Origin of the sequence: Streptococcus sp. 3167, from assembly GCF_013277175.1 — a bacterium.
GTDB lineage: Bacteria > Bacillota > Bacilli > Lactobacillales > Streptococcaceae > Streptococcus > Streptococcus pseudopneumoniae.
In genome coordinates this window covers 12635-36297 of record NZ_VMML01000010.1, presented here as the reverse complement: position 1 = coordinate 36297, position 23663 = coordinate 12635, and the positions used below count along the sequence as shown (strand labels likewise).

Sequence of the window (23663 nt, the reverse complement as noted above, 5' to 3'; positions counted from 1 at the left end):
GGCCACAGGATGGTTGCTAGACAATGGCTCATGGTACTACCTCAATAGTAATGGTTCAATGGCCACAGGATGGTTACTAGACAATGGTTCATGGTACTACCTCAACAGTAATGGCGATATGAAAGTTAGCCAATGGTTCCAAGTTAGTGGGAAATGGTACTATGTAGATGAATCAGGTATGCTTGCAGTCAATACAACAGTAAACGGCTATAGAGTCAATGCTAATGGAGTATTTTGTAATATAAGAGATAATGGAAGGATGAGCTAGTGACTCAACATTCTTATATAATAGATTGAATCTAGAGTAGTACATAGTTACTGATGAAAAATCAACTGTTAAAGTGCCTGCTGGCAAATAATTACCTAACACAGGTTCAGCATCAAGTGCAGCACTTGCTAGTCTTGGTCTAGTGGCGGCAACAAGTGGTTTTGCTTTGCTAGGAAGAAAGGCTAGACGTAGAAAATAGGACAGCTAGAAAATTCTATTCTCTACTTAAAGTTAGATTATAAGGGGGATTTTGAGAAGTCATCAATCCTAGTGATGGGTGAGAAAAGTGAGAACCCAAGATAATCGCACACTTTAGCTGAAAAGGGATATTCTATCAATGTAACCAGTCTCTTCCGTCTCTAACTGTGGAATAGAAGATGGGCAATATCGGATAGAAAAGCTAGCAGAATAGCTCTATTAAAGAGAGGAGGGAAACCGAAAAATTGGGTGCCCCTCCTCTTTTTTGGTATAATAGAAGATATAAAACGAGGTTAGAAGAGATGATTTTTGATACACATACACACTTGAATGTAGAAGAATTTGCAGGTCGTGAGGCAGAAGAAATTGCCTTGGCTGCTGAGATGGGTGTGACACAGATGAATATTGTGGGTTTTGATGAACCGACGATTGAGCGTGCTTTGGAGTTGGTGGATGAGTACGACCAACTCTACGCAACTATTGGTTGGCATCCTACAGAAGCTGGGACTTACACAGAGGAGATTGAAACCTACTTGCTTGATAAGCTCAAGCATCCTAAGGTTGTTGCTTTAGGTGAGATTGGTTTGGATTATCATTGGATGACAGCGCCTAAAGAGGTGCAGGAGCAGGTTTTTCGTCGTCAGATTCAGTTATCTAAGGACTTGGATTTGCCTTTTGTTGTCCATACCCGTGATGCGCTGGAAGATACCTATGAGATTATCAAGAGCGAGGGAGTTGGCTCTCGAGGTGGTATCATGCATTCATTTTCAGGGACGCTTGAGTGGGCAGAGAAGTTTGTCGAGCTTGGTATGACCATTTCCTTCTCAGGAGTGGTGACTTTTAAGAAGGCAACTAACATCCAAGAAGCAGCTAAAGAGTTACCTTTGGATAAGCTTTTGGTGGAGACGGATGCGCCTTACTTGGCTCCTGTACCCAAGCGTGGCCGCGAAAACAAAACAGCCTATACTCGCTATGTGGTGGACTTTATTGCTGCCTTGCGTGGGATGACGGCAGAAGAGTTAGCGGCGGCAACGACTGCAAATGCAGAGCGAATTTTTGGATTGGACAGCAAGTAATGAAAGAAAAAATTTCCCAAGTCATCGTAGTTGAAGGTCGCGATGATACGGCCAATCTCAAACGTTACTTCGATGTAGAGACCTATGAGACACGAGGTTCTGCTATCAATGACCAGGATCTAGAGCGGATTCAACGTCTACACCAACGCCATGGAGTCATTGTCTTTACAGATCCAGATTTTAATGGGGAACGGATTCGGCGCATGATTATGACGGCCATTCCAACAGTTCAGCATGCCTTTCTCAAGCGAGATGAAGCTGTTCCCAAGTCCAAGACCAAGGGGCGTTCTCTGGGAATTGAGCATGCCAGCTATGAAGACCTGAAAACGGCTCTAGCTCAGGTGACAGAACAATTTGAACATGAGAGTCAGTTTGACATTAGTCGTAGCGATTTGATTCGCCTTGGTTTTCTAGCAGGGGCAGACAGCCGTAAGCGTAGAGAATATCTCGGAGAGACTCTCCGAATCGGCTATTCTAACGGCAAGCAACTCCTCAAACGCCTAGAGTTGTTTGGGGTTACTTTGGCAGAAGTGGAAGAAGCTATGAAATCTTATGAGTAGGAAAGATGTGACCGTTACAATTTTTTAAGTTTCACAGTATTTTTCGAAGCAGGTAGAAGAGGAGGCGTCTGATGTTAATTGGTCAAAAAATTAAAGAGATTCGGATAGAAAAAGGAGTTAGTCGTCCAGATTTTTGTGGAGATGAGCAAGAACTGACAGTTCGTCAACTGTCGCGAATTGAAAGTGGAGCTTCGCAACCGAGTTTGCCCAAGTTAGACTATATTGCTCGCCGGCTAGGAGTTCCAGTTTATAGCCTTCTGCCGGATTTTTCAGCTCTTCCTTCTGCTTATTTAGAATTGAAATACCAGATTTTACGTGAACCAATCTATGGTAAAGAAGAGGAGTACGATAAGAAGGAAGCGTGTTTGGAAGAGATTTATAAAACATACTTTGATAATCTTCCTAAAGAAGAACAATTAGCATGTGAAGTATTGCAGGCGTGTTTGGATACTTCTAGAACTAGAAGGCCTGAATATGCAGAGTTAATACTTGAGGAACATATGCCTCAGATCATAGAAAAAGAAGTTTATTCAACAAATGATATGTTGTTGATTCGTTTGTTTTTTTATCAAATGCTCATTAGAAAAGATCTTGCCAAATTTATAAATCAAATCGAAAAACTAATGCTCTTTCTTTTGGAACAGAAGAAGGTAACTCAAATAGAGAATTACTTTATAATTAGAGATACTCTTATTTCAGGAATGTGTTGTCTTGAAAAGGTAGGAGTAACTGATTGTTTTAATGATTATCTATCGTGTTTACAAGAAATTATGGATAAAACTCAAGATTATCAAAAGAAACCTCTTGTATTTATGTTTTTGTGGAAGCAAGCATTAAGAGAAGAAAGAGATTTTAGTTTAGCTGAATCATTTTATCAGTCTTCTAAAACATTTGCGCAGCTAATTGGAGATGGATTTCTAGTAAAGAAATTGACAGAGGAATGGCAAGAGGATGTCAAAAAATATTTATAAACATAGTGAATCAGTGACAAAAATGTCCTTGTCCTCGTATCAAAACAGTTCTAAAGTTCGTCTTTAGAACTGTTTTTTTAGATATAAGCTAAAAATAATATGAAATAGTTAGATTTTAAGGACATTGATGTCCTTTGAGTTTATTTAAGAATAATTTATAATTAATTAAAATGTGAAAGGAGATTACAGTATGAACTTTTCTAGTTTATTTTATTTAGTTACTTGGTGGTTTAAATAAAATTCAATCTACTATAGTAAAATATCTAAAAAATTCGATTTTTTCTTTGACAACAAATAATAAAAATGATATTCTTATCATATAAGAAATCGGTTTCAAAAAAGAGAGAGGAGGATTTATTTTGTTGCTATGAAAAAATTAAAAAAATACCTTCCATTCTTTTTCTGTCTACTATACCTAATACACGGAATACTTGATTTATCAACTTTAAATATTTTAGGTGCAATCTTTAAAATTATAATTAGTACTTTGGGTATAATAGTTACATATCCGTTTTATAAAGAAGGAAACGAATAATTTAAAGAAATAATTCTGTACTCAGTCTTATTTAGTTGTTCTCATAGTAGTAGGAATAATCCGTGTTTACCATTTGCGAGTAATAAACAATAATCCTAAAAAAGTCTCTGACAACTAGTGATTGATTTTTCTCGGATTAGTTTCACACAATTGTTTATACGAATGATTGGAGATTATGTTAAATTTACTTTGTGGTATTTTGCAATCAGAGTACATCAAATAGGCACCTTTTTATGTGTCCTTCGTTTTATAATAGGGTAAGAATATTTATAAACATAGTGAAGCAATGACAAAAATGTCCTTGTTCTAGCATTGAAACAGTTCTAAAGTTCGTCTTTAGGACTGTTTTTTTAGATATAAGCTAAAAATAATATGAAAGAATTAGATTTTAAGGACATTGATGTCCTTGATAGTTCTTGAAAAAACGGATATAATATATTTGAAGATGTTGCTAGTAGAAAGAACTTAATAAACTTCTTAACATGGCGGTGACTGTGGTCACCTTCTCACTAAGTGACCAAGTAACTTTTTGGAGGAAATGATGAAACGCTTATTTATTTTGATTTCAATGGTATTGGTATCGCTTTATATGGTGATAAATTCCGTTGATCATCGAGAAGAGATTTTATTTGGTAACTATCCCTCTGTTGATGTGATGGGTACTGGGCTAGACCAATCAGTAGCTGATCGAGAAAAACTGACAGAGGCTTTGAGTCACTTGGCGGTAGAGCACAATAGTCTCATCGCTCGTCGGATTGTTGAGCCAAATGAAGCTGGAGAAACACGCTTTACCTATGCCACTTATGGTCAGGGAGAGCTTCCAGAAGGTTTGACCATTTCCTCCAAGGAGAGTGCAGAAACGAGTGATTTATTAGGGTCTTACTTGATTGTGTCAGGGAGTTTGGATGGAGTGAGCTTACAGACCGCCCTGCAAGAACTTGGTTATAATGGTGTTGTATCGAATAGAACAGAGGCATTTTCGATGGTCGTCCTCTTGGCTGCTACCCCAATGGGGCTACTGAGTCTAGCCATTTTTCTGCTGACCTTTATGAGTCTGACCCTGATTTATCGGATCAAGTCCCTTCGTCAGGCAGGGATTCGCTTAATCGCTGGTGAGAGCTTGTTTGGGGTGGCTCTTAGACCAGTGTTAGAAGATGTGAGACAGCTTATCTGCTCAGTACTGGTATCCAGTCTTTTGGGATTGGGGATTCTCTGGTATCAAGGTGCCTTGTTTATGGCAACGGTGCAACTGGTCATCATTGCTCTTCTACTTTATGGCTTGACCTTGGCAGGGATTTCTACCTTACTAAGTGTCGTCTATCTACTTGGTTTACAGGAAAATAGTCTGGTGGATCTATTGAAAGGGAAACTCCCTCTCAAACGTATGATGACATTGATGATGGTGGGGCAACTCTTAGCTGTATTGGTGGTCGGATCGAGTGCGACAGCTCTCCTACCCCACTACCGTGAAATGCAGGAAATGGAGAGAGCTAGCAATAAATGGAGCCAGTCCTCAGACCGTTACCGTCTATCCTTTGGTTGGTCTAGTGCATTTGCCGATGAAGAAGGAATGCGTAAGGATAATCGTGAGTGGCAGACATTTACTGAAGAACGGTTAGACAATACAGACTCTTTTTATATCATGAGCAATGTTGACAATTTCTCAGATGGAGCAGAAGTGGACCTAGATGGCAATCGTCTCAGTGACTACACACCGTCAGGGAATGTTATCTATGTCTCACCGCGCTATCTGATAGAAGAAAAGATTACCGTTTCTTCAGAGTTTATGGACAAGATGCAAAACTTGTCTGAGGGAGAGTTTGGGTTGATTTTGCCTGAGAGCTTGCGAGAGCAGTCTGCCTACTATCAAGGATTGTTTACAGATTACCTGCAAAGATTTTCATCTGAAAGTGTAGAGGCGACGAGTCAGAAACACTACCTTCCACAGTTAAGGCTAGCTTTTACAGAAACAGGACAGGAACGTTTCCTCTATAATGATGGGTACAAGACAACACGTCAGTACCTAAAAAATCCGATTATTGTAGTTCTAACGCCGCAAGCGACTGGAACAAGACCTGTTGCAGGGATGTTGTGGGGAACTACGGCTAATAGTGCCTTGAAACTAGATCGATATGGAGACAGCATCACAGCTCTAAAAGAGCAAGGTCTATATCACAAGGTTTCTTACTTGGTAAAAAGCCAGCTATTTTTTGCCAAGGTACTAAATGACAAACGGGTGGAGTTTTACTCTCTCCTTATTGGGACGATTTTGACCCTGTCTACGGCTATCTTGTTATTTGATTCCATGAATCTTCTCTATTTTGAGCAGTTCAGACGGGAGCTTATGATTAAACGTCTTGCTGGTATGACAATCTATGAGCTTCATGGCAAGTACTTACTGGCGCAAGGAGGAGTTCTCTTGCTTGGCTTAGTCCTATCTAGTATTTTGACAAGAGATGGTTTGATTAGCGCTCTAGTTGTAGCTTTGTTTACGCTTAACGCCCTCTTGATTTTAGTAAGGCAGGACAAAAAAGAAGAAGCTGGTAGCATGGCAGTATTGAAAGGAAAATAAGATGATTGATATTCAAGGATTGGAAAAGAAGTTTAATGACCGTGCGATTTTCTCTGGTTTAAATCTCAAGCTGGAGAAGGGCAAGGTCTATGCCTTAATCGGGAAGAGTGGGAGCGGAAAGACGACGCTGCTGAATATCTTAGGCAAACTAGAAAAGATAGATGGAGGAAGGGTTCTCTATCAGGGGAAAGATTTAAAAACCATTCCCACTCGTGAGTATTTTCGAGACCAGATGGGCTATCTCTTTCAAAATTTTGGCCTCTTAGAAAACCAATCAATCAAAGAGAATTTGGATTTGGGCTTTGTTGGTCAGAAAATCTCAAAAGTAGAACGTTTGGAAAGGCAAGTGGAGGCTTTAGAAAAAGTTAATCTAGGATATTTGGATCTAGAACAAAAAATCTATACTTTATCTGGGGGAGAGGCTCAGCGAGTTGCCCTTGCGAAGACTATTTTGAAAAATCCACCCTTGATTTTGGCAGATGAACCAACAGCAGCTCTTGATCCTGAAAATTCAGAGGAGGTTATGAATCTCTTGGTGGGCTTGAAAGATGAAAATCGAATGATCATCATTGCGACCCATAATCCCCTAGTCTGGAATAAGGCCGATGAAATCATTGATATGAGGGAGCTTGCTCATGTGTGAAAAAATCCGTATTCGCAGGGTATCTGATTATCCGAGTGCCAGAGGTGGTTTAGAAGACATCCTCATCATGGAAAATATGACCAATCATCTCCTTTTAGTTCAAATCCGAGTGAATGGCTATTTGCTTGATTTTGCTAGCATTGAAGGGCAAAGGCAAAAGCATTATCGTTTGAAAAATTTACCTCAAACGGTTGAACTGACAGTGGACGACGTGGAGGAGGATGTAGATTTGACCCTACCTGAAAATCGAAGTTATCAAGAAGCTGATTTTTTTGAACGTATGTTTCGAGAGAACCGCTAAGTCCCCTTTTAAAGATTTTCAAGACTATCTTTCTTCACGAGGAAAGATAGTTTTTTGGTATGATTTTCACCCCCAAAATACAAGGGGAATGTGTTACAATAGTAGTAACAGATAATAGAAAAGAGAATAGATGAGAATTGCAGATTATAGCGTGACCAAGGCAGTGCTGGAGCGTCACGGTTTTACCTTTAAAAAGTCCTTTGGGCAAAATTTCCTGACGGATACCAATATCCTTCAAAAGATTGTGGATACGGCTGAGATTGATGACCAGGTCAATGTCATCGAAATCGGGCCAGGTATTGGTGCCTTGACGGAGTTTCTGGCTGAGTGTGCAGCCCAAGTCATGGCTTTTGAGATTGACCACCGTTTGGTGCCAATTTTGGCAGATACCTTGCGTGATTTTGATAATGTGACCGTGGTCAACGAGGACATTCTCAAGGTCGATTTGGCGAAATATATCCAGAATTTTAAAAATCCTGACTTGCCAATCAAGGTAGTGGCTAATTTGCCCTACTACATCACGACGCCTATTCTCATGCACTTGATTGAGAGTGGCATTCCTTTTAGTGAGTTTGTCGTCATGATGCAAAAAGAAGTGGCGGATCGCATCTCCGCTCAACCAAATACCAAGGCTTATGGTAGCTTGTCGATTGCGGTGCAGTATTACATGACAGCCAAGGTTGCCTTTATCGTGCCTCGTACGGTATTTGTGCCAGCGCCAAACGTGGACTCTGCTATTTTGAAAATGGTGCGCCGTCCAGAGCCAGCTGTAGAAGTAGAAGATGAGAACTTCTTCTTTAAGGTTTCCAAGGCTAGTTTCACCCATCGCCGCAAGACCTTATGGAATAACCTGACAGGTTACTTTGGCAAGACTGAGGAAGTCAAGGACAAGCTGACCAAGGCTTTGGATCAAGCAGGCTTGTCACCAAGTGTGCGTGGGGAAGCTCTCAGCTTGGAAGAGTTTGCCAGTCTAGCAGATGCACTTAAAGGGCAAGGGCTCTAAGATGCAGGGACAAATCATTAAAGCCTTGGCAGGTTTCTACTATGTGGAGAGTGATGGCCAGGTTTATCAAACACGCGCGCGTGGGAATTTCCGTAAAAAAGGCCATACCCCTTATGTTGGGGACTGGGTAGATTTCTCTGCCGAGGAAAATTCAGAAGGCTATATCCTCAAAATTCACGAACGGAAAAACAGTCTGGTTCGTCCGCCTATTGTCAATATCGATCAAGCTGTAGTAATCATGTCCGTCAAGGAACCTGATTTTAACAGCAATTTGCTGGATCGTTTCTTGGTTCTTTTGGAACACAAGGGCATCCATCCCATCGTCTATATTTCCAAAATGGATTTGTTGGAAGATGGGGGAGAACTGGATTTTTATAAACAGACTTATGGTGACATCGGCTATGACTTTGTGACCAGTAAAGAGGAACTCCTGCCTTTGTTAACAGATAAGATTACAGTCTTTATGGGGCAGACAGGTGTTGGTAAGTCAACCCTTCTCAATAAAATCGCACCAGACCTCAATCTTGAAACAGGAGAAATTTCAGACAGTCTGGGTCGCGGGCGCCACACTACTCGAGCAGTTAGTTTTTACAATCTTAATGGGGGTAAAATCGCAGATACACCAGGCTTTTCATCACTGGATTATGAAGTAACAACGGCTGAAGACCTCAATCAGGCTTTCCCAGAGATTGCTACTGTTAGTCGAGACTGCAAATTCCGCACTTGTACCCATACCCATGAGCCGTCTTGTGCAGTGAAACCAGCAGTTGAAGAGGGTGTCATTGCGTCCTTTCGTTTTGACAACTACCTGCAATTCCTCAGTGAGATTGAAAATCGCAGAGAAACCTATAAAAAAGTCAGCAAAAAAATTCCAAAATAAGGAGAAACCTATGTCTCAATACAAGATTGCTCCGTCAATTCTGGCAGCAGATTATGCCAACTTTGAACGTGAAATCAAACGCCTAGAAGCAACTGGGGCAGAATATGCCCATATTGATATTATGGACGGTCACTTTGTACCACAAATCAGTTTTGGTGCGGGTGTGGTCGAATCTCTTCGCCCTCATAGCAAGATGGTTTTCGATTGCCACTTGATGGTGTCAAACCCTGAGCATCATTTAGAGGACTTTGCGCGTGCAGGTGCGGATATTATCAGTATCCATGTGGAAGCAACGCCTCATATTCATGGTGCCCTCCAAAAGATTCGTTCACTCGGTGTCAAGCCTTCAGTCGTTATCAATCCTGGTACACCAGTTGAAGCGATTAAGCATGTGCTTCATCTAGTTGACCAAGTCCTAGTCATGACAGTTAACCCTGGATTTGGTGGGCAAGCCTTTCTACCAGAGACCATGGATAAGGTCCGTGAGTTGGTTGCTCTTCGTCAGGAAAAAGGTTTGAAATTTGAGATTGAAGTGGATGGTGGGATTGATGATAAAACGATTGCTCAAGCCAAAGAAGCTGGTGCGACCGTTTTTGTAGCAGGTTCCTATGTCTTTAAGGGAGATGTCAATGAGCGAGTACAAACTCTCAGAAAACAACTGGACTAGGGTTGCCGTTTTTGCAGGCGGAGACCGTGGTCATTATCGGACGGACTTTGATGGTTTTGTTGGTGTGGATCGGGGCTCGCTATGGGTCCTGGAAGAAAACCTTCCTATTGCTCTAGCAGTCGGAGATTTTGATTCTGTGACGGAAGAAGAGCGACAGTTGATTCAAAAACGTGCCCAGCATTTTGTCCAAGCCCGACCAGAAAAAGATGATACAGATTTGGAATTGGCTCTCTTAACCATCTTTGAGCAAAATCCTCAGGCTGAGGTTACTATTTTCGGTGCTTTGGGTGGTCGTATTGATCATATGCTGGCTAATGTCTTTCTGCCCAGCAATCCCAAGTTGGCTCCCTATATGCGTCAAATAGAAATTGAAGATGGGCAAAATTTGATTGCCTATTGTCCAGAAGGGACCAGTCAGCTAGAACCTCGTTCAGACTACGACTATCTAGCCTTTATGCCGGTTCGGGATAGCCAGCTGACTATTATTGGTGCCAAGTATGAGTTGACAGAGGAAAATTTTTTCTTTAAAAAAGTGTACGCTTCTAACGAATATATAGATAGGGAAGTTTCGGTGACTTGCCCAGATGGCTATGTGGTCGTGCTGCATAGTAAGGACAGGAGGTAGGATGGAAAGTTTACTTGTTCTATTATTGATTACCAACCTAGCTGGACTCTTTCTGATTTGGCAAAGGCAGGATAAGCAGGAGAAACATCTCAGCAAGAGCTTGGAGGATCAGGCAGATAATCTTTCAGATCAGCTGGATTATCGCTTTGAGCAAGCCCGACAAGCCAGGCAGTTAGATCAAAAAGACTTGGAAGTGGCTGTCAGCGATCGTTTGCAAGAAGTGCGAATCGAATTGTACCAAGGTCTGACTCAGGTCCGTCAAGAAATGACAGATAATCTCCTCCAAACCAGAGACAAGACCGACCAACGTCTCCAAGCCTTGCAGGAATCAAATGAGCAACGTTTGGAACAAATGCGCCAGACAGTCGAGGAAAAGTTAGAAAAGACCTTGCAGACACGCTTACAGGCCTCCTTTGAGACAGTTTCCAAACAACTGGAGTCTGTCAATCGTGGCCTTGGAGCAATGCAGACAGTTGCCCGTGATGTCGGCGCCCTCAACAAGGTTCTCTCTGGAACCAAGACGAGAGGGATTCTGGGAGAATTGCAACTGGGGCAAATCATCGAAGACATCATGACCCCTGCCCAGTATGAACGAGAATATGCAACGGTTGAAAACTCCAGTGAACGAGTGGAGTATGCCATTAAGTTACCTGGACAGGGTGATCAGGAATATGTATACCTACCGATTGACTCCAAGTTTCCTTTGGCTGATTATTACCGCTTGGAAGAAGCCTATGAAGCAGGTGATAGGGACGAGATTGAACGCTGTCGTAAATCGCTTTTAGCAAGCGTCAAGCGCTTTGCCAAGGATATCAAGAGCAAGTACATAGCACCGCCTCGGACGACCAATTTTGGAGTCTTGTTTGTTCCGACAGAAGGTCTCTACTCAGAAATCGTCCGCAATCCTATCTTCTTTGATGATTTGAGACGGGAAGAACAGATTATTGTTGCAGGTCCAAGTACCCTATCAGCCCTTCTTAACTCCCTATCAGTTGGATTCAAAACTCTCAATATCCAAAAGAGTGCCGACCATATCAGTAAGACTCTTGCCAGCGTCAAGACCGAGTTTGGCAAGTTTGGTGGTATTCTGGTAAAGGCACAAAAACATCTCCAACATGCCTCTGGCAATATTGATGAATTATTAAACCGTCGTACCACAGCTATCGAGCGGACGCTCCGTCACATTGAGTTGTCAGAAGGTGAGCCTGCGCTTGATCTACTCCATTTCCAAGAAAATGAGGAAGAATATGAAGATTAGTCACATGAAAAAAGATGAGCTGTTTGAAGGTTTTTACTTAATCAAATCAGCTGACCTGAGGCAAACTCGAGCTGGGAAAAACTACCTAGCCTTTACCTTCCAAGATGATAGTGGCGAGATTGAGGGGAAGCTCTGGGATGCCCAACCTCATAACATTGAGGCCTTTACCGCAGGTAGGGTTGTCTACATGAAAGGGCGCCGAGAAGTTTATAACAACACTCCACAGGTCAATCAAATCACTCTCCGCCTGCCGCAAGCTGGTGAACCCAATGACCCAGCTGATTTCAAGGTCAAGCCACCGGTTGATATCAAGGAAATTCGTGACTACATGTCGCAAATGATTTTCAAAATTGAAAATCCTGTCTGGCAACGGATTGTCCGAAATCTCTACACCAAGTATGATAAGGAATTCTACTCCTATCCAGCAGCCAAGACCAACCACCATGCCTTTGAAACAGGCTTGGCCTATCATACGGCGACCATGGTGCGCTTGGCAGATGCCATTAGCAATATTTATCCTCGGCTCAATAAGAGCCTGCTCTATGCGGGAATTATGCTGCATGACTTGGCCAAAGTTATCGAGTTGACGGGACCAGAACAGACTGAGTATACAGTGCGAGGCAATCTTCTTGGACATATCGCTCTCATTGATAGCGAAATTACCAAGACGGTTATGGAGCTCGGCATCGATGATACCAAGGAAGAAGTCGTTTTGCTTCGTCACGTCATCCTCAGTCACCACGGCTTACTTGAGTATGGAAGCCCAGTCCGTCCACGCATTATGGAAGCAGAGATTATTCATATGATTGACAATCTGGATGCCAGCATGATGATGTCAACAGCTCTGGCTTTGGTGGATAAAGGAGAGATGACCAATAAAATCTTCGCTATGGACAATCGTTCCTTCTATAAACCAGGTTTAGATTTATAATTTAAGAAAAATGAACATTTTTTAGAATAAGAATGTTCGTTTTTTTCTGTGAATATGGTATAATAAGTAAAAGACAAAAATGAATACTCTTCGAAAATCTCTTCAAACTAGGGTAGTATCGCCTTGTCGTATGTATATATGCAGGTATATTACAGACTTTGTCAGTTCTATCGACAATCTCAAAACAGTGTTTTGAACCACCAGTGACCAGCTTTCTAGTTTGCTTTTTGATTTTTTGAATAAAAATGGAATAGGAAATAGAAATGAAATTAAGAAGAAGTGATCGGATGGTTGTCATTTCCAACTATTTGATTAATCATCCTTATAAACTAACTAGTCTCAATACTTTTGCTGAAAAGTATGAATCTGCTAAATCATCCATCTCAGAAGATATCGTCATTATCAAACGCGCCTTTGAGGAAATCGAAATCGGTCACCTCCAGACTGTGACTGGGGCTGGCGGAGGTGTTATCTTTACACCATCAATCTCAAACCATGATGCTAAGGAAATGGTTGAAGACTTGCGTGCCAAGTTGTCAGAAAGTGACCGTATCTTGCCAGGTGGCTACATCTACCTGTCTGATTTACTTAGCACACCAGCCATCTTGAAAAATATTGGTCGCATTATTGCCAAGAGCTTTATGGATCAAAAAATTGACGCGGTTATGACAGTAGCAACCAAGGGTGTGCCACTTGCAAATGCAGTTGCCAATGTCCTCAATGTCCCTTTTGTCATTGTGCGCCGTGACCTGAAAATTACCGAAGGTTCAACGGTTAGCGTCAACTATGTATCCGGTTCAAGTGGTGACCGTATCGAGAAAATGTTCCTTTCAAAACGGAGTCTCAAGGCAGGTAGCCGTGTCTTGATTGTGGATGATTTCTTGAAAGGCGGCGGAACTGTCAATGGGATGATTAGTCTCTTGCGCGAATTCGACTCAGAATTGGCAGGTGTAGCGGTCTTTGCGGACAATGCCCAAGAAGAACGTGAAAAGCAGTTTGACTACAAGTCACTCTTGAAGGTAACCAATATTGATGTCAAGAACCAAGCCATCGATGTTGAGATTGGTAATATTTTTGACACAGAAGAATAAAGGATAAAGGTTGGAACGGTTGTCCCAGCCTTTCTTTGCAAATAGAATAGAAGGAAACTTATGAAAACACCATTTATTAATAAAGAAGACTTAGAAGCGATTGTAGCCGAGTTCCCAACTCCCTTTCACTTATATGATGAGAAGGGAATTCGTGAGAAGGCAAGAGCCGTCAACCAAGCCTTTTCGTGGAACAAGGGCTTTAAGGAATATTTTGCAGTTAAGGCTACTCCAACCCCAGCTATTTTGAAAATTCTCCAAGAGGAAGGCTGTGGTGTGGACTGCTCTAGTTATGTAGAGCTTTTGATGAGCCATAAACTGGATTTCCCTGGTTCTGAGATTATGTTCTCTTCAAACAATACGCCAGATAAGGAATATGCCTATGCGCGTGAATTAGGTGCGATCATTAACTTGGATGCCTTTGAAGATATTGAACATTTGGAGCGAGCAGCAGGCATTCCAGAAATCATCTCATGTCGTTATAATCCTGGAGGCGTTTTTGAACTGGGGACAGACATTATGGATAATCCTGGGGAGGCTAAGTTTGGTATGACCAAGGATCAACTCTTTGAATCCTTTGCCATCTTGAAGGAAAAAGGAGCCAAGACTTTTGGGATTCACTCCTTTCTAGCATCCAATACTGTCACCCATCTCTATTATCCAGAGTTGGCGCGTCAGCTTTTTGAATTGGCTGTTGAAATCAAGGAAAAACTGGGTATTTCACTAGACTTTATCAATCTTTCCGGGGGTATTGGAGTCAACTATCGTCCTGAGCAGGAGCCAAATGATATCGCCTTGATTGGTGAGGGAGTTCGTAAGGTGTATGAAGAGGTTCTTACTCCAGCAGGTCTTGGTCAGGTCAAGATTTTCACCGAATTGGGTCGTTTTATGCTGGCACCTCACGGTGCTTTAGTCACAAGAGTCACTCATAAGAAGAAAACCTACCGTACCTATCTAGGTGTGGATGCATCAGCAGTCAACCTCATGCGTCCAGCTATGTACGGAGCCTATCACCATATTAGCAACATGACTCATCCAGATGGATCAGTTGAAGTGGTAGATGTGGTTGGTTCACTCTGTGAAAACAATGATAAATTTGCAGTCAATCGCGAACTGCCTTATACAGAAATCGGTGATTTGCTGGTCATTCATGATACAGGTGCCCACGGTTTTTCAATGGGCTACCAGTACAATGCCAAACTTCGTTCTGCGGAAATCCTTTATACTGAAGAAGGCAAAGCCCGTCAAATCCGCCGTGCAGAGCGCCCTGAAGACTATTTTGCAACCTTGTATGGTTTTGATTTTGAAGAATAATCTGAGAATAGATTGAAAATGAAATTGAAAAACAGATTGCTTTCTAAAAAATAGGTAAAAATCTTGTTTTTCCTTCAAGTCGTGATATAATAAAACTATAAAACGTTTTCAAGGAAGGTAACGATATGTCTGAAGAAACAATTGATTATGGACAAGTGACAGGAATGGTGCATTCGACAGAAAGTTTTGGGGCGGTAGATGGCCCTGGTATTCGCTTTATTGTCTTTTTACAGGGCTGTCACATGCGTTGCCAGTATTGCCATAACCCAGATACTTGGGCTATGGAGTCCAATAAATCACGTGAACGGACGGTAGATGATGTCTTGACAGAAGCCTTGCGCTACCGTGGTTTCTGGGGAAATAAGGGCGGGATTACAGTCAGCGGAGGAGAAGCACTCTTGCAGATTGATTTCCTGATTGCCCTTTTCACCAAGGCTAAGGAACAAGGAATCCACTGTACCTTGGACACCTGTGCCCTTCCTTTCCGTAATAAACCACGTTACCTTGAAAAGTTTGACAAACTCATGGCTGTCACTGACTTGGTTCTCTTAGATATCAAGGAAATCAACGAAGAACAGCACAAGATTGTTACTAGCCAAACCAATAAAAATATCTTGGCCTGTGCCCAGTATCTATCAGATATTGGAAAACCTGTCTGGATTCGCCACGTGCTAGTTCCAGGATTGACAGACAGAGACGATGACTTGATTGAACTTGGTAAGTTCGTCAAGACTCTTAAAAATGTGGATAAGTTTGAAATTCTGCCTTATCACACCATGGGTGAGTTTAAATGGCGTGAATTGGGAATTCCCTATTCCCTCGAAGGGGTTAAACCACCAACAGCAGACCGCGTTAAGAACGCTAAACAACTCATGGATACCGAAAGTTACCAAGACTATACGAAACGTGTACATGGATAGAAAAGAAGCCTGATGGAAACATCGGGCTTTTGACTTGCAAAAAGACTTAGCAAATCAGCTAAGCCTTTTTCTTCTTATCTCGAACGTTGTTTTCCAGCGTTGCGATTTTTGTGTTTTTTCTGGCTTGTGATAGCAGTTGGTTGTTCAGGGGTAACGTCTTTTCGTCCACTTGGTTTAGAGAAAGCACTTGCTTTTGGTGGGTTCTTGGCTAGTTCTTCACGGACTTTTTTGCGAAGTTTTGGACGAACGATATAGTTGACGATAAACTGCTGGAGAATCATCATGAAACCACCGACAACCCAGTAAAGTGTGACACTAGCTGGTGAGAAGAGGGAGAAGACGACGATCATGAGTGGGCTCATGTAAATCATTTTCTTGATTTGTTCTCTTTGCATTTCATCTTCTACTCCGTGAAGTGAAAGGAGCGATTGAAGATAGTAAAGGACACCAGCACAGGCAACCAAAATCATACTTGGAGAACCTAGAGGAATGCCTAGGTAGCTTGCTTGAGCAACCCCTTCAGTATGTTGGGCAGCAAAGTAGATAGCAGAGAAGAAAGGCATTTGAAGGAGGATAGGGAAACATCCTACACCACCAAACATGCTGATGCCGTGCTCTTTTTGAGCGGCAAAGAGGGCTTGTTGGGCTTCGAGTTTTTCTTCTTGAGTAGTTGCTTCTTTGAGACGTGTTTGGTGTGGCTCAAGGACATGCTTGAGAGCGTTCATCTTTTCAGAGTGAAGCGTTGCCTTCCATGATTGGTAGATACCAAGTGGTAAGATAATCAAGCGTACGATAATGGTTACGATAATGATAGCGACACCAAAGCCTAGACCTTTATCAGTAGCGAAGTACTTGATGGCTTCAGCCATAGGCGCTCCGATCGTATTCCAAATAAATCCTGTTGGCTGACCTGTGGTTTTATCGACATTGACACAGCCAGTCAAGACAAGCAACATAGCCACTCCCATAGCCGAGAGTGCAAAACGTTTAATAGATTTCACTGTTTTTATTCCTTCTTTAAAAATTATACCTTTCTATTCTACTGTTTTTTTACAAAATATACAATAGTTCTGGAGACCTAATTTGCGATTTTAAAGTCAGGGTAGGGAGGAAAGTTGCTCAGTTTGACATCTAAGTAACTGACTTTTGAAAAAGGTGTCGGTCCTTTTCGGATTTCTTGGATAAATTTTGCCATAATAGCTGATGAGTCTGCTTGGGCTAAGATTTCCACTGTGCCATCGTCGTTATTCCATACCCGACCTGTGATGCCACCAATTTCAAGTGCCAAGCTGTAAACACCCCAACGAAAGCCGACTCCCTGTACCCTACCTTGGGCAATCATTCTAACCTTTTGCATACCAAACCCCTTTGATTGTGTTATAATATTTCTATGACTATTATAAGCTCAAAAGCCAATTCTGTGGTAAAAAATGCCAAGAAATTACACCAAAAAAAATACCGCAAGTCTGCCTATTTGATTGAAGGCTGGCACTTGTTTGAAGAAGCTGTGCAAGCTGGGGTGACGATTGAGAAAATCTTTGCCTTAGAAAATTACCGAGATCGATTAACTTCGTTTCCGCAAACTGTCTGGGTGTCAGAGGATATTTTGCTAGATTTGGCGGATTCTCAGACTCCACAGGGAATCGTTGCGGTGGTTCAAAAAGAAGAAGTAGGACAAGCTGACTTTAGTCAGGGCAAGTTCTTGTTTTTGGAAGATGTGCAAGATCCTGGTAATGTGGGAACTATCATTCGGACTGCGGATGCAGCAGGTTTTACTGGAGTAATTGTTTCGGATAAATCGGCAGATATCTACAGTCTCAAGACCTTACGTTCGATGCAAGGCAGTCATTTTCATCTGCCTATTTACCGGATGTCGAGCCAAGCGCTTCTCGAGGAAGCTAAGGAAGCAGCTATCCCAGTGCTGGCAACAACCCTATCTAAAGATTCTGTTGATTACAGAGAACTGCCTCCTATAGAAAATTTTGTACTAGTCATGGGAAATGAGGGCCAAGGAATTAGTCCCCTTATGGCTGAAAGTGCAGACCAGTTGGTCCATATTAGCATGAAGGGGCAGGCGGAGAGTTTGAATGTTGCCATTGCAGCTGGTATTTTGATTTTCCATTTAAGCTAATTTTAACTTTTTTTGTTATAATCAAGGAAAGATGTTCATAGAAAAGGAGAAAAGATGAATCACACTATTATACATGACCGTGTAGGTCTCAATCAATTTTACGCTAAGGTATATGCCTTTGTTGGTCTGGGAATCGGACTATCTGCTTTGGTATCAGGCCTTATGTTGACGGTCTTTCAGTCTCAGTTGGTTTACTTTTTGATGCAGGGGCGTCTCTGGTTGACCATTGCAACCTTTGCAGAATTGGCCTTGGTTTTCGTTGCCAGTAGCATGGCTTCAAGAAATAGTCCAGCTGCTCTTCCAGTATTTTTGCTATACTCTGTTTTAAACGGTTTTACCCTTAGTTTTGTGGTAGCCTTCTATACTCCGGGTACAGTTTTATCTGCCTTTGTATCGAGCTCCCTTCTCTTCTTTGTCATGGCTGCAGTTGGTATCTTCACCAAGAAAGATTTGAGCGGTCTTGGTCGAGCTATGATGGCGGCTCTGATCGGTTTGATTATTGCTATGATAGTCAATATTTTCTTGTCTAGTGGTTTCTTTGATTATATGATTAGCGTAGCCATGGTTTTGGTTTTTTCAGGGTTGATTGCTTGGGATAACCAAAAGATTCGCCTCGCCTATGAACAATCACAAGGTCGTGTAGCGACAGGCTGGGTGGTGTCAATGGCTCTCAGCATCTATCTTGATTTTATCAATCTTTTCCTAAGTATTCTACGTATCTTTGGTCGCAATGACTAAAAGGTCTATGAAATCAGTGTTTTGAGTGACACTGATTTTTTTAAAATTTTCTCTTTTCTTTTCTTGGAAATAGGTGTATAATATGTTTATTAAATTTTTGAGGAGTTGTCTATGAAGAAAAGTTTTATCCATCAACAAGAAGAAATTTCCTTTGTCAAAAACACTTTTACCCAGTATTTGAAAGATAAGCTAGAAGTTGTCGAAGTTCAAGGTCCTATCTTGAGTAAGGTCGGTGACGGAATGCAGGACAACCTGTCTGGTGTGGAAAATCCAGTATCGGTCAAGGTTCTCCAAATCCCTGATGCTACTTATGAAGTGGTGCACTCACTTGCTAAATGGAAACGCCACACCTTGGCTCGTTTTGGCTTTGGTGAAGGAGAGGGTCTCTTTGTCCACATGAAAGCCCTTCGTCCAGATGAGGATTCCTTGGATGCAACCCACTCTGTTTATGTTGACCAGTGGGACTGGGAGAAGGTTATCCCAAATGGTAAGCGTAACATCGTTTATCTAAAAGAAACAGTTGAGAAGATTTATAAGGCTATTCGCCTGACTGAGCTAGCTGTTGAAGCTCGCTATGACATCGAGTCTATCTTGCCAAAACAAATCACCTTTATCCATACAGAAGAATTGGTAGAACGCTACCCAGACTTGACACCTAAAGAACGTGAAAATGCGATTTGTAAAGAATTTGGAGCCGTCTTTTTGATTGGTATCGGTGGCGAGTTGCCAGATGGTAAACCGCACGATGGACGTGCACCAGACTATGATGACTGGACAAGCGAGTCTGAGAATGGCTACAAGGGTCTAAATGGTGATATTCTTGTCTGGAATGAGTCTTTAGGTGGAGCCTTTGAGTTGTCTTCTATGGGAATTCGTGTAGATGAAGAAACTCTTAGACGTCAGGTGGAAATTACAGGTGATGAAGACCGCTTGGAATTGGAATGGCACAAGTCTTTGTTGAATGGCCTATTCCCATTGACAATCGGTGGAGGAATTGGACAATCTCGTATGGCCATGTTCCTACTTCGCAAGAGACACATCGGAGAAGTGCAAACAAGTGTTTGGCCTCAAGAAGTCCGCGATACTTACGAAAATATTTTGTAGAGAATCGAACCGCAAGGTTCGGTTTTCTTTCTCTTTTTGTCTATAATTTGGTATAATAAACAGTATGAAAATCGTATCAGGAATCTATGGGGGACGTCCCCTCAAGACACTAGAAGGCAAGACAACAAGACCTACTTCGGATAAGGTTAGGGGAGCCATTTTTAACATGATTGGTCCCTACTTTGAAGGGGGACGAGTCTTGGACCTTTATGCAGGTAGTGGTGGTTTATCTATCGAAGCAGTATCGCGTGGCATGTCCAGTGCTGTTTTGGTGGAGCGAGACCGTAAGGCTCAGACCATCGTGGCTGAAAATATCCAGATGACCAAGGAAGTTGGAAAATTTCAACTCCTCAAGATGGATGCAGAGAGGGCATTGGAACAGGTATCTGGGGAATTTGACCTCGTTTTCTTAGACCCTCCCTATGCCAAGGAACAAATCGTAGCAGATATTGAAAAAATGGCTGAGAGAGAGCTTTTTTCTGAAGATGTTATGGTTGTGTGCGAGACGGATAAGGCCGTTGAACTTCCAGAAGAGATTGCCTGTCTGGGTATCTGGAAGGAAAAGATTTATGGAATTAGTAAGGTGACAGTCTATGTCAGATAAGATTGGCTTATTCACAGGCTCATTTGATCCGATGACAAATGGGCATCTGGATATGATTGAACGGGCGAGCAGACTCTTTGATAAGCTCTATGTCGGTATTTTTTTTAATCCCCACAAACAAGGATTTCTTCCTATCGAAAATCGTAAACGGGGGTTAGAAAAGGCTGTGAAACATTTGGGAAATGTTAAAGTCGTGTCTTCTCATGATGAATTGGTGGTCGATGTCGCAAAAAGACTGGGGGCTACTTGCCTAGTGCGAGGCTTGAGAAATGCGTCGGATTTGCAATACGAAGCCAGTTTTGATTACTACAACCATCAGCTGTCTCCTGATATAGAGACTATTTATTTACATAGTCGACCTGAACATCTCTATATCAGTTCATCAGGCGTTAGAGAGCTTTTGAAGTTTGGTCAGGATATTGCCTGCTATGTTCCCGAGAGTATTTTGGAGGAAATAAGAAATGAAAAAAAAGATTAGATGGCCCTTATACGTCATTGCGGCCTTGATTGTGACTTTCTTGGCATTTGTAGTGCCCTTGCCTTATTATATAGAGGTTCCAGGTGGTTCGGAAGATATTCGCCAAGTCCTTAAAGTAAATGACACAGAAGATAAGGAAGCTGGTGCCTATCAATTCGTTACGGTTGGTGTTCAACATGCCACTTTAGCTCATATGATTTATGCTTGGTTGACACCTTTTACAGATATTCGTAGTGCTCAGGAGACTACAGGTGGTTCTTCCGATGTTGAATTTATGCGAATCAATCAATTCTACATGCAAACATCGCAAAATATGGCCAAGTATCAAGGACTAAAAACAGCTGGTAAGGATATCGAACTCAAGTACTTTGGCGTTTATGTTTTGAATGTGACGGATAATTCAACCTTTAAAGGGATTCTCAATATCTCTGATACGGTCACAGCAGTCAATGATCAGACCTTTGATAGTTCCAAAGACTTGATTGATTACGTCAGTTCTCAAAAATTAGGGGACTCCGTCAAGGTCACCTATGAAGAGGATGGGCAAACCAAGTCTGCAGAAGGAAAGATTATCACCTTGGAAAATGGAAAAAATGGGATTGGAATCGGCTTGATTGATCGTACAGAGGTAATCAGCAATGTCCCAATTAGCTTTTCAACAGCTGGTATTGGCGGCCCAAGTGCTGGTCTCATGTTTAGTCTAGCTATCTATACTCAAATAGCTCACCCAGATCTTCGTAATGGTCGTATTGTTGCTGGTACAGGTACCATTGACCGCGATGGGAATGTGGGGGATATTGGAGGTATTGATAAAAAAGTTGTAGCTTCGGCTAGGGCAGGTGCCGCTATTTTCTTTGCCCCTGATAATCCTGTTAGCGAAGAAGAACAAAAAGCACACCCGGATGCAAAAAACAACTACCAAACAGCCCTAGAAGCATCCAAAACAATCAAGACAGATATGAAAATCGTGCCCGTTAAAACCCTACAAGATGCAATTGATTACTTGAAAAACAATCCCTAGTTTTTAAGTGAAGTTTCCAAACTAGCGCACAAACAGAGAAGATGGTATAATAGTCAAATGGTTCAATTATTATTCACTCTAAGCAGTCACATGCTCTTTATTTATGTGAGTTTTTACCTTTTAAAGGATCTTGTTAGATGGGAAAAGGTTTTAAAAGTGACAGCTGAGAATACAAGAAAAGTTCGTTTATTAGTAGGTTTTTTCAGCATTGTAATGGGCTATATCTTGAGTTCTTTCTTTATCAGCCTGTATCATTTGTGGCAAGAAGCGCTTAGAGGATTATTATAAAATCAAGAGTAAAGGAAACGAGTATGGACAAAATTGTTGTTCAAGGTGGCGATAATCGTCTGGTAGGAAGTGTAACCATCGAAGGAGCAAAGAATGCAGTCTTGCCCTTGTTGGCAGCGACTATTCTAGCAAGTGAAGGAAAGACAGTCTTACAGAATGTACCGATCTTGTCGGATGTCTTTATTATGAATCAGGTGGTTGGTGGTTTGAATGCCAAGGTTGACTTTGATGAGGAAGCCCATCTTGTTGAGGTGGATGCTACTGGCGACATCACTGAGGAAGCCCCTTACAAGTATGTCAGCAAGATGCGCGCCTCCATCGTTGTATTAGGGCCAATCCTTGCCCGTGTGGGTCATGCCAAGGTATCCATGCCAGGTGGTTGTACCATTGGTAGCCGTCCTATTGATCTTCATTTGAAAGGTCTGGAAGCTATGGGGGTTAAGATTAGTCAGACAGCTGGTTACATCGAAGCCAAGGCAGAACGCTTGCATGGCGCTCATATCTATATGGACTTTCCAAGTGTTGGTGCAACGCAGAACTTGATGATGGCAGCGACCCTAGCTGATGGGATGACAGTGATTGAAAATGCTGCGCGTGAGCCTGAGATTGTTGACCTAGCCATTCTCCTTAATGAAATGGGAGCTAAGGTTAAGGGTGCTGGTACAGAGACCATTACCATTACCGGTGTTGAGAAACTTCATGGTACGACTCACAATGTAGTCCAAGACCGTATCGAAGCAGGAACCTTTATGGTAGCTGCTGCCATGACTGGTGGTGATGTCTTGATTAAAGATGCTGTCTGGGAGCACAACCGTCCCTTGATTGCCAAATTGCTTGAAATGGGAGTGGAAGTGACGGAGGAGACGGAAGGAATTCGCGTTCGCTCTCAACTAGAAAATCTAAAAGCTGTTCATGTGAAAACCTTGCCCCACCCAGGATTTCCAACAGATATGCAGGCTCAATTTACAGCCTTGATGACAGTCGCAAAAGGGGAATCAACTATGGTGGAGACAGTTTTCGAAAATCGTTTCCAACATCTAGAAGAAATGCGTCGCATGGGCTTGCATTCTGAGATTATCCGTGATACAGCTCGTATTGTTGGTGGTCAACCTTTGCAGGGAGCGGAAGTTCTTTCTACTGACCTTCGTGCCAGTGCAGCCTTGATTTTGACAGGTTTGGTAGCACAGGGAGAAACTGTGGTCGGTAAATTGGTTCACTTGGATAGAGGTTACTACGGTTTCCATGAGAAGTTGGCGCAGCTAGGTGCTAAGATTCAGCGGATTGAGGCAAGTGATGAAGATGAATAAGAAATCAAGCTACGTAGTCAAGCGTTTACTTTTAGTCATCATAGTACTGATTTTAGGTACTCTGGCTCTAGGAATCGGTTTAATGGTAGGTTATGGAATCTTGGGCAAGGGTCAAGATCCATGGGCTATCCTGTCTCCAGCAAAATGGCAGGAATTGATTCATAAATTTACAGGAAATTAGG

The 23663-nt window shown here is 42.1% G+C and carries 26 protein-coding genes and 2 pseudogenes; 26 read left to right on the top strand and 2 right to left on the bottom strand.

What is annotated here, in order from left to right:
- The 17 genes and pseudogenes from HT678_RS01645 to pflA all read left to right on the top strand — a co-directional run.
- Positions 1-268: pseudogene (locus tag HT678_RS01645) on the top strand (choline-binding protein A); the annotation flags it as partial.
- A gap of 64 nt (positions 269-332) precedes the next feature.
- A pseudogene (locus HT678_RS01640) lies at positions 333-467 on the top strand (LPXTG cell wall anchor domain-containing protein); the annotation flags it as partial.
- A 301-nt stretch (positions 468-768) separates the two neighbouring features.
- Positions 769-1542 (top strand): TatD family hydrolase, encoded by a 774-nt coding sequence (locus tag HT678_RS01635; protein ID WP_138706540.1) that lies wholly within the window; start codon positions 769-771, stop codon positions 1540-1542.
- Entirely contained in the window at positions 1542-2102 is a 561-nt protein-coding gene (gene rnmV, locus HT678_RS01630) for a ribonuclease M5 (protein ID WP_050302807.1), read from the top strand. The genes HT678_RS01635 and rnmV overlap by 1 nt, the downstream gene beginning before the upstream one ends.
- Positions 2103-2173: 71 nt before the next feature.
- Positions 2174-3073: an XRE family transcriptional regulator gene (locus tag HT678_RS01625; protein WP_172924544.1), complete on the top strand. Its 900-nt coding sequence runs from the start codon at positions 2174-2176 to the stop codon at positions 3071-3073.
- Positions 3074-4149: 1076 nt separating this feature from the next.
- Positions 4150-6180 carry a bacteriocin-associated integral membrane family protein gene (locus HT678_RS01620; protein WP_172924543.1) on the top strand — a complete coding sequence of 677 codons (2031 nt, stop codon included), beginning with the start codon at positions 4150-4152 and terminating at the stop codon, positions 6178-6180.
- 1 nt (position 6181) lies between these two features.
- Positions 6182-6823, top strand: a complete 642-nt coding sequence (locus HT678_RS01615; protein ID WP_000565529.1) for an ABC transporter ATP-binding protein — start codon at positions 6182-6184, stop codon at positions 6821-6823.
- On the top strand, positions 6816-7124 hold the full coding sequence (locus HT678_RS01610; RefSeq protein ID WP_000333264.1) for a hypothetical protein: 309 nt from the start codon (positions 6816-6818) through the stop codon (positions 7122-7124). The genes HT678_RS01615 and HT678_RS01610 overlap by 8 nt, the downstream gene beginning before the upstream one ends.
- Positions 7125-7254: 130 nt before the next feature.
- Positions 7255-8127, top strand: a complete 873-nt coding sequence (gene rsmA / locus HT678_RS01605; RefSeq protein ID WP_001216829.1) for a 16S rRNA (adenine(1518)-N(6)/adenine(1519)-N(6))-dimethyltransferase RsmA — start codon at positions 7255-7257, stop codon at positions 8125-8127.
- Between the two features lies 1 nt (position 8128).
- Positions 8129-9007, top strand: coding sequence for a ribosome small subunit-dependent GTPase A (gene rsgA / locus HT678_RS01600; RefSeq protein ID WP_001161966.1), 879 nt, complete (start codon positions 8129-8131; stop codon positions 9005-9007).
- A 10-nt stretch (positions 9008-9017) separates the two neighbouring features.
- On the top strand, positions 9018-9674 hold the full coding sequence (gene rpe / locus HT678_RS01595; protein WP_000085015.1) for a ribulose-phosphate 3-epimerase: 657 nt from the start codon (positions 9018-9020) through the stop codon (positions 9672-9674).
- On the top strand, positions 9637-10299 hold the full coding sequence (locus HT678_RS01590; protein ID WP_000006132.1) for a thiamine diphosphokinase: 663 nt from the start codon (positions 9637-9639) through the stop codon (positions 10297-10299). The genes rpe and HT678_RS01590 overlap by 38 nt, the downstream gene beginning before the upstream one ends.
- Before the next feature lies 1 nt (position 10300).
- Complete coding sequence (locus tag HT678_RS01585; RefSeq protein ID WP_023936714.1) at positions 10301-11557, top strand: DNA recombination protein RmuC; 1257 nt, start codon at positions 10301-10303, stop codon at positions 11555-11557.
- Entirely contained in the window at positions 11547-12488 is a 942-nt protein-coding gene (locus HT678_RS01580; protein WP_172924542.1) for a 3'-5' exoribonuclease YhaM family protein, read from the top strand. The genes HT678_RS01585 and HT678_RS01580 overlap by 11 nt, the downstream gene beginning before the upstream one ends.
- Positions 12489-12751: 263 nt before the next feature.
- Positions 12752-13579, top strand: a complete 828-nt coding sequence (purR, locus tag HT678_RS01575; protein WP_000776875.1) for a pur operon repressor — start codon at positions 12752-12754, stop codon at positions 13577-13579.
- A gap of 60 nt (positions 13580-13639) precedes the next feature.
- On the top strand, positions 13640-14890 hold the full coding sequence (locus HT678_RS01570; protein WP_023936717.1) for a diaminopimelate decarboxylase: 1251 nt from the start codon (positions 13640-13642) through the stop codon (positions 14888-14890).
- A gap of 125 nt (positions 14891-15015) precedes the next feature.
- Positions 15016-15810, top strand: coding sequence for a pyruvate formate-lyase-activating protein (gene pflA / locus HT678_RS01565; protein WP_001288274.1), 795 nt, complete (start codon positions 15016-15018; stop codon positions 15808-15810).
- A gap of 74 nt (positions 15811-15884) precedes the next feature.
- Here the strand turns inward: pflA and yidC are convergent, their stop codons facing one another.
- The gene (gene yidC, locus HT678_RS01560) at positions 15885-16811 is read right to left on the bottom strand and encodes a membrane protein insertase YidC (RefSeq protein ID WP_023941303.1); all 927 of its coding nucleotides are present in this window, start codon (positions 16809-16811) and stop codon (positions 15885-15887) included.
- 77 nt (positions 16812-16888) lie between these two features.
- Entirely contained in the window at positions 16889-17167 is a 279-nt protein-coding gene (locus tag HT678_RS01555; RefSeq protein WP_001174612.1) for an acylphosphatase, read from the bottom strand.
- Between the two features lie 33 nt (positions 17168-17200).
- Between HT678_RS01555 and HT678_RS01550 the strand changes: the two genes are divergently transcribed.
- The 9 genes from HT678_RS01550 to HT678_RS01510 all read left to right on the top strand — a co-directional run bounded on the left by HT678_RS01550 (position 17201) and on the right by HT678_RS01510 (position 23662).
- Positions 17201-17941: an RNA methyltransferase gene (locus HT678_RS01550; protein ID WP_172923410.1), complete on the top strand. Its 741-nt coding sequence runs from the start codon at positions 17201-17203 to the stop codon at positions 17939-17941.
- A gap of 54 nt (positions 17942-17995) precedes the next feature.
- Positions 17996-18679, top strand: a complete 684-nt coding sequence (locus HT678_RS01545; RefSeq protein ID WP_001016920.1) for a Bax inhibitor-1/YccA family protein — start codon at positions 17996-17998, stop codon at positions 18677-18679.
- Positions 18680-18790: 111 nt separating this feature from the next.
- Positions 18791-19783, top strand: coding sequence for an aspartate--ammonia ligase (gene asnA / locus HT678_RS01540; RefSeq protein WP_000747993.1), 993 nt, complete (start codon positions 18791-18793; stop codon positions 19781-19783).
- A gap of 64 nt (positions 19784-19847) precedes the next feature.
- Positions 19848-20387, top strand: coding sequence for a 16S rRNA (guanine(966)-N(2))-methyltransferase RsmD (gene rsmD, locus HT678_RS01535; RefSeq protein WP_000706960.1), 540 nt, complete (start codon positions 19848-19850; stop codon positions 20385-20387).
- A complete protein-coding gene (gene coaD, locus HT678_RS01530; protein WP_001280764.1) occupies positions 20377-20865 on the top strand; it encodes a pantetheine-phosphate adenylyltransferase in 489 nt (162 codons plus the stop codon). The genes rsmD and coaD overlap by 11 nt, the downstream gene beginning before the upstream one ends.
- On the top strand, positions 20849-21886 hold the full coding sequence (locus tag HT678_RS01525; protein ID WP_007284885.1) for a SepM family pheromone-processing serine protease: 1038 nt from the start codon (positions 20849-20851) through the stop codon (positions 21884-21886). Before coaD ends, HT678_RS01525 begins: the two co-directional genes overlap by 17 nt.
- 57 nt (positions 21887-21943) lie before the next feature.
- Positions 21944-22174, top strand: coding sequence for a DUF1146 family protein (locus tag HT678_RS01520; RefSeq protein ID WP_023933289.1), 231 nt, complete (start codon positions 21944-21946; stop codon positions 22172-22174).
- Positions 22175-22197: 23 nt separating this feature from the next.
- Entirely contained in the window at positions 22198-23481 is a 1284-nt protein-coding gene (gene murA / locus HT678_RS01515; protein ID WP_000358021.1) for a UDP-N-acetylglucosamine 1-carboxyvinyltransferase, read from the top strand.
- A complete protein-coding gene (locus HT678_RS01510) occupies positions 23474-23662 on the top strand; it encodes a DNA-directed RNA polymerase subunit beta (protein ID WP_001036519.1) in 189 nt (62 codons plus the stop codon). The genes murA and HT678_RS01510 overlap by 8 nt, the downstream gene beginning before the upstream one ends.
- The last annotated feature ends 1 nt before the right edge of the window (position 23663 follow it).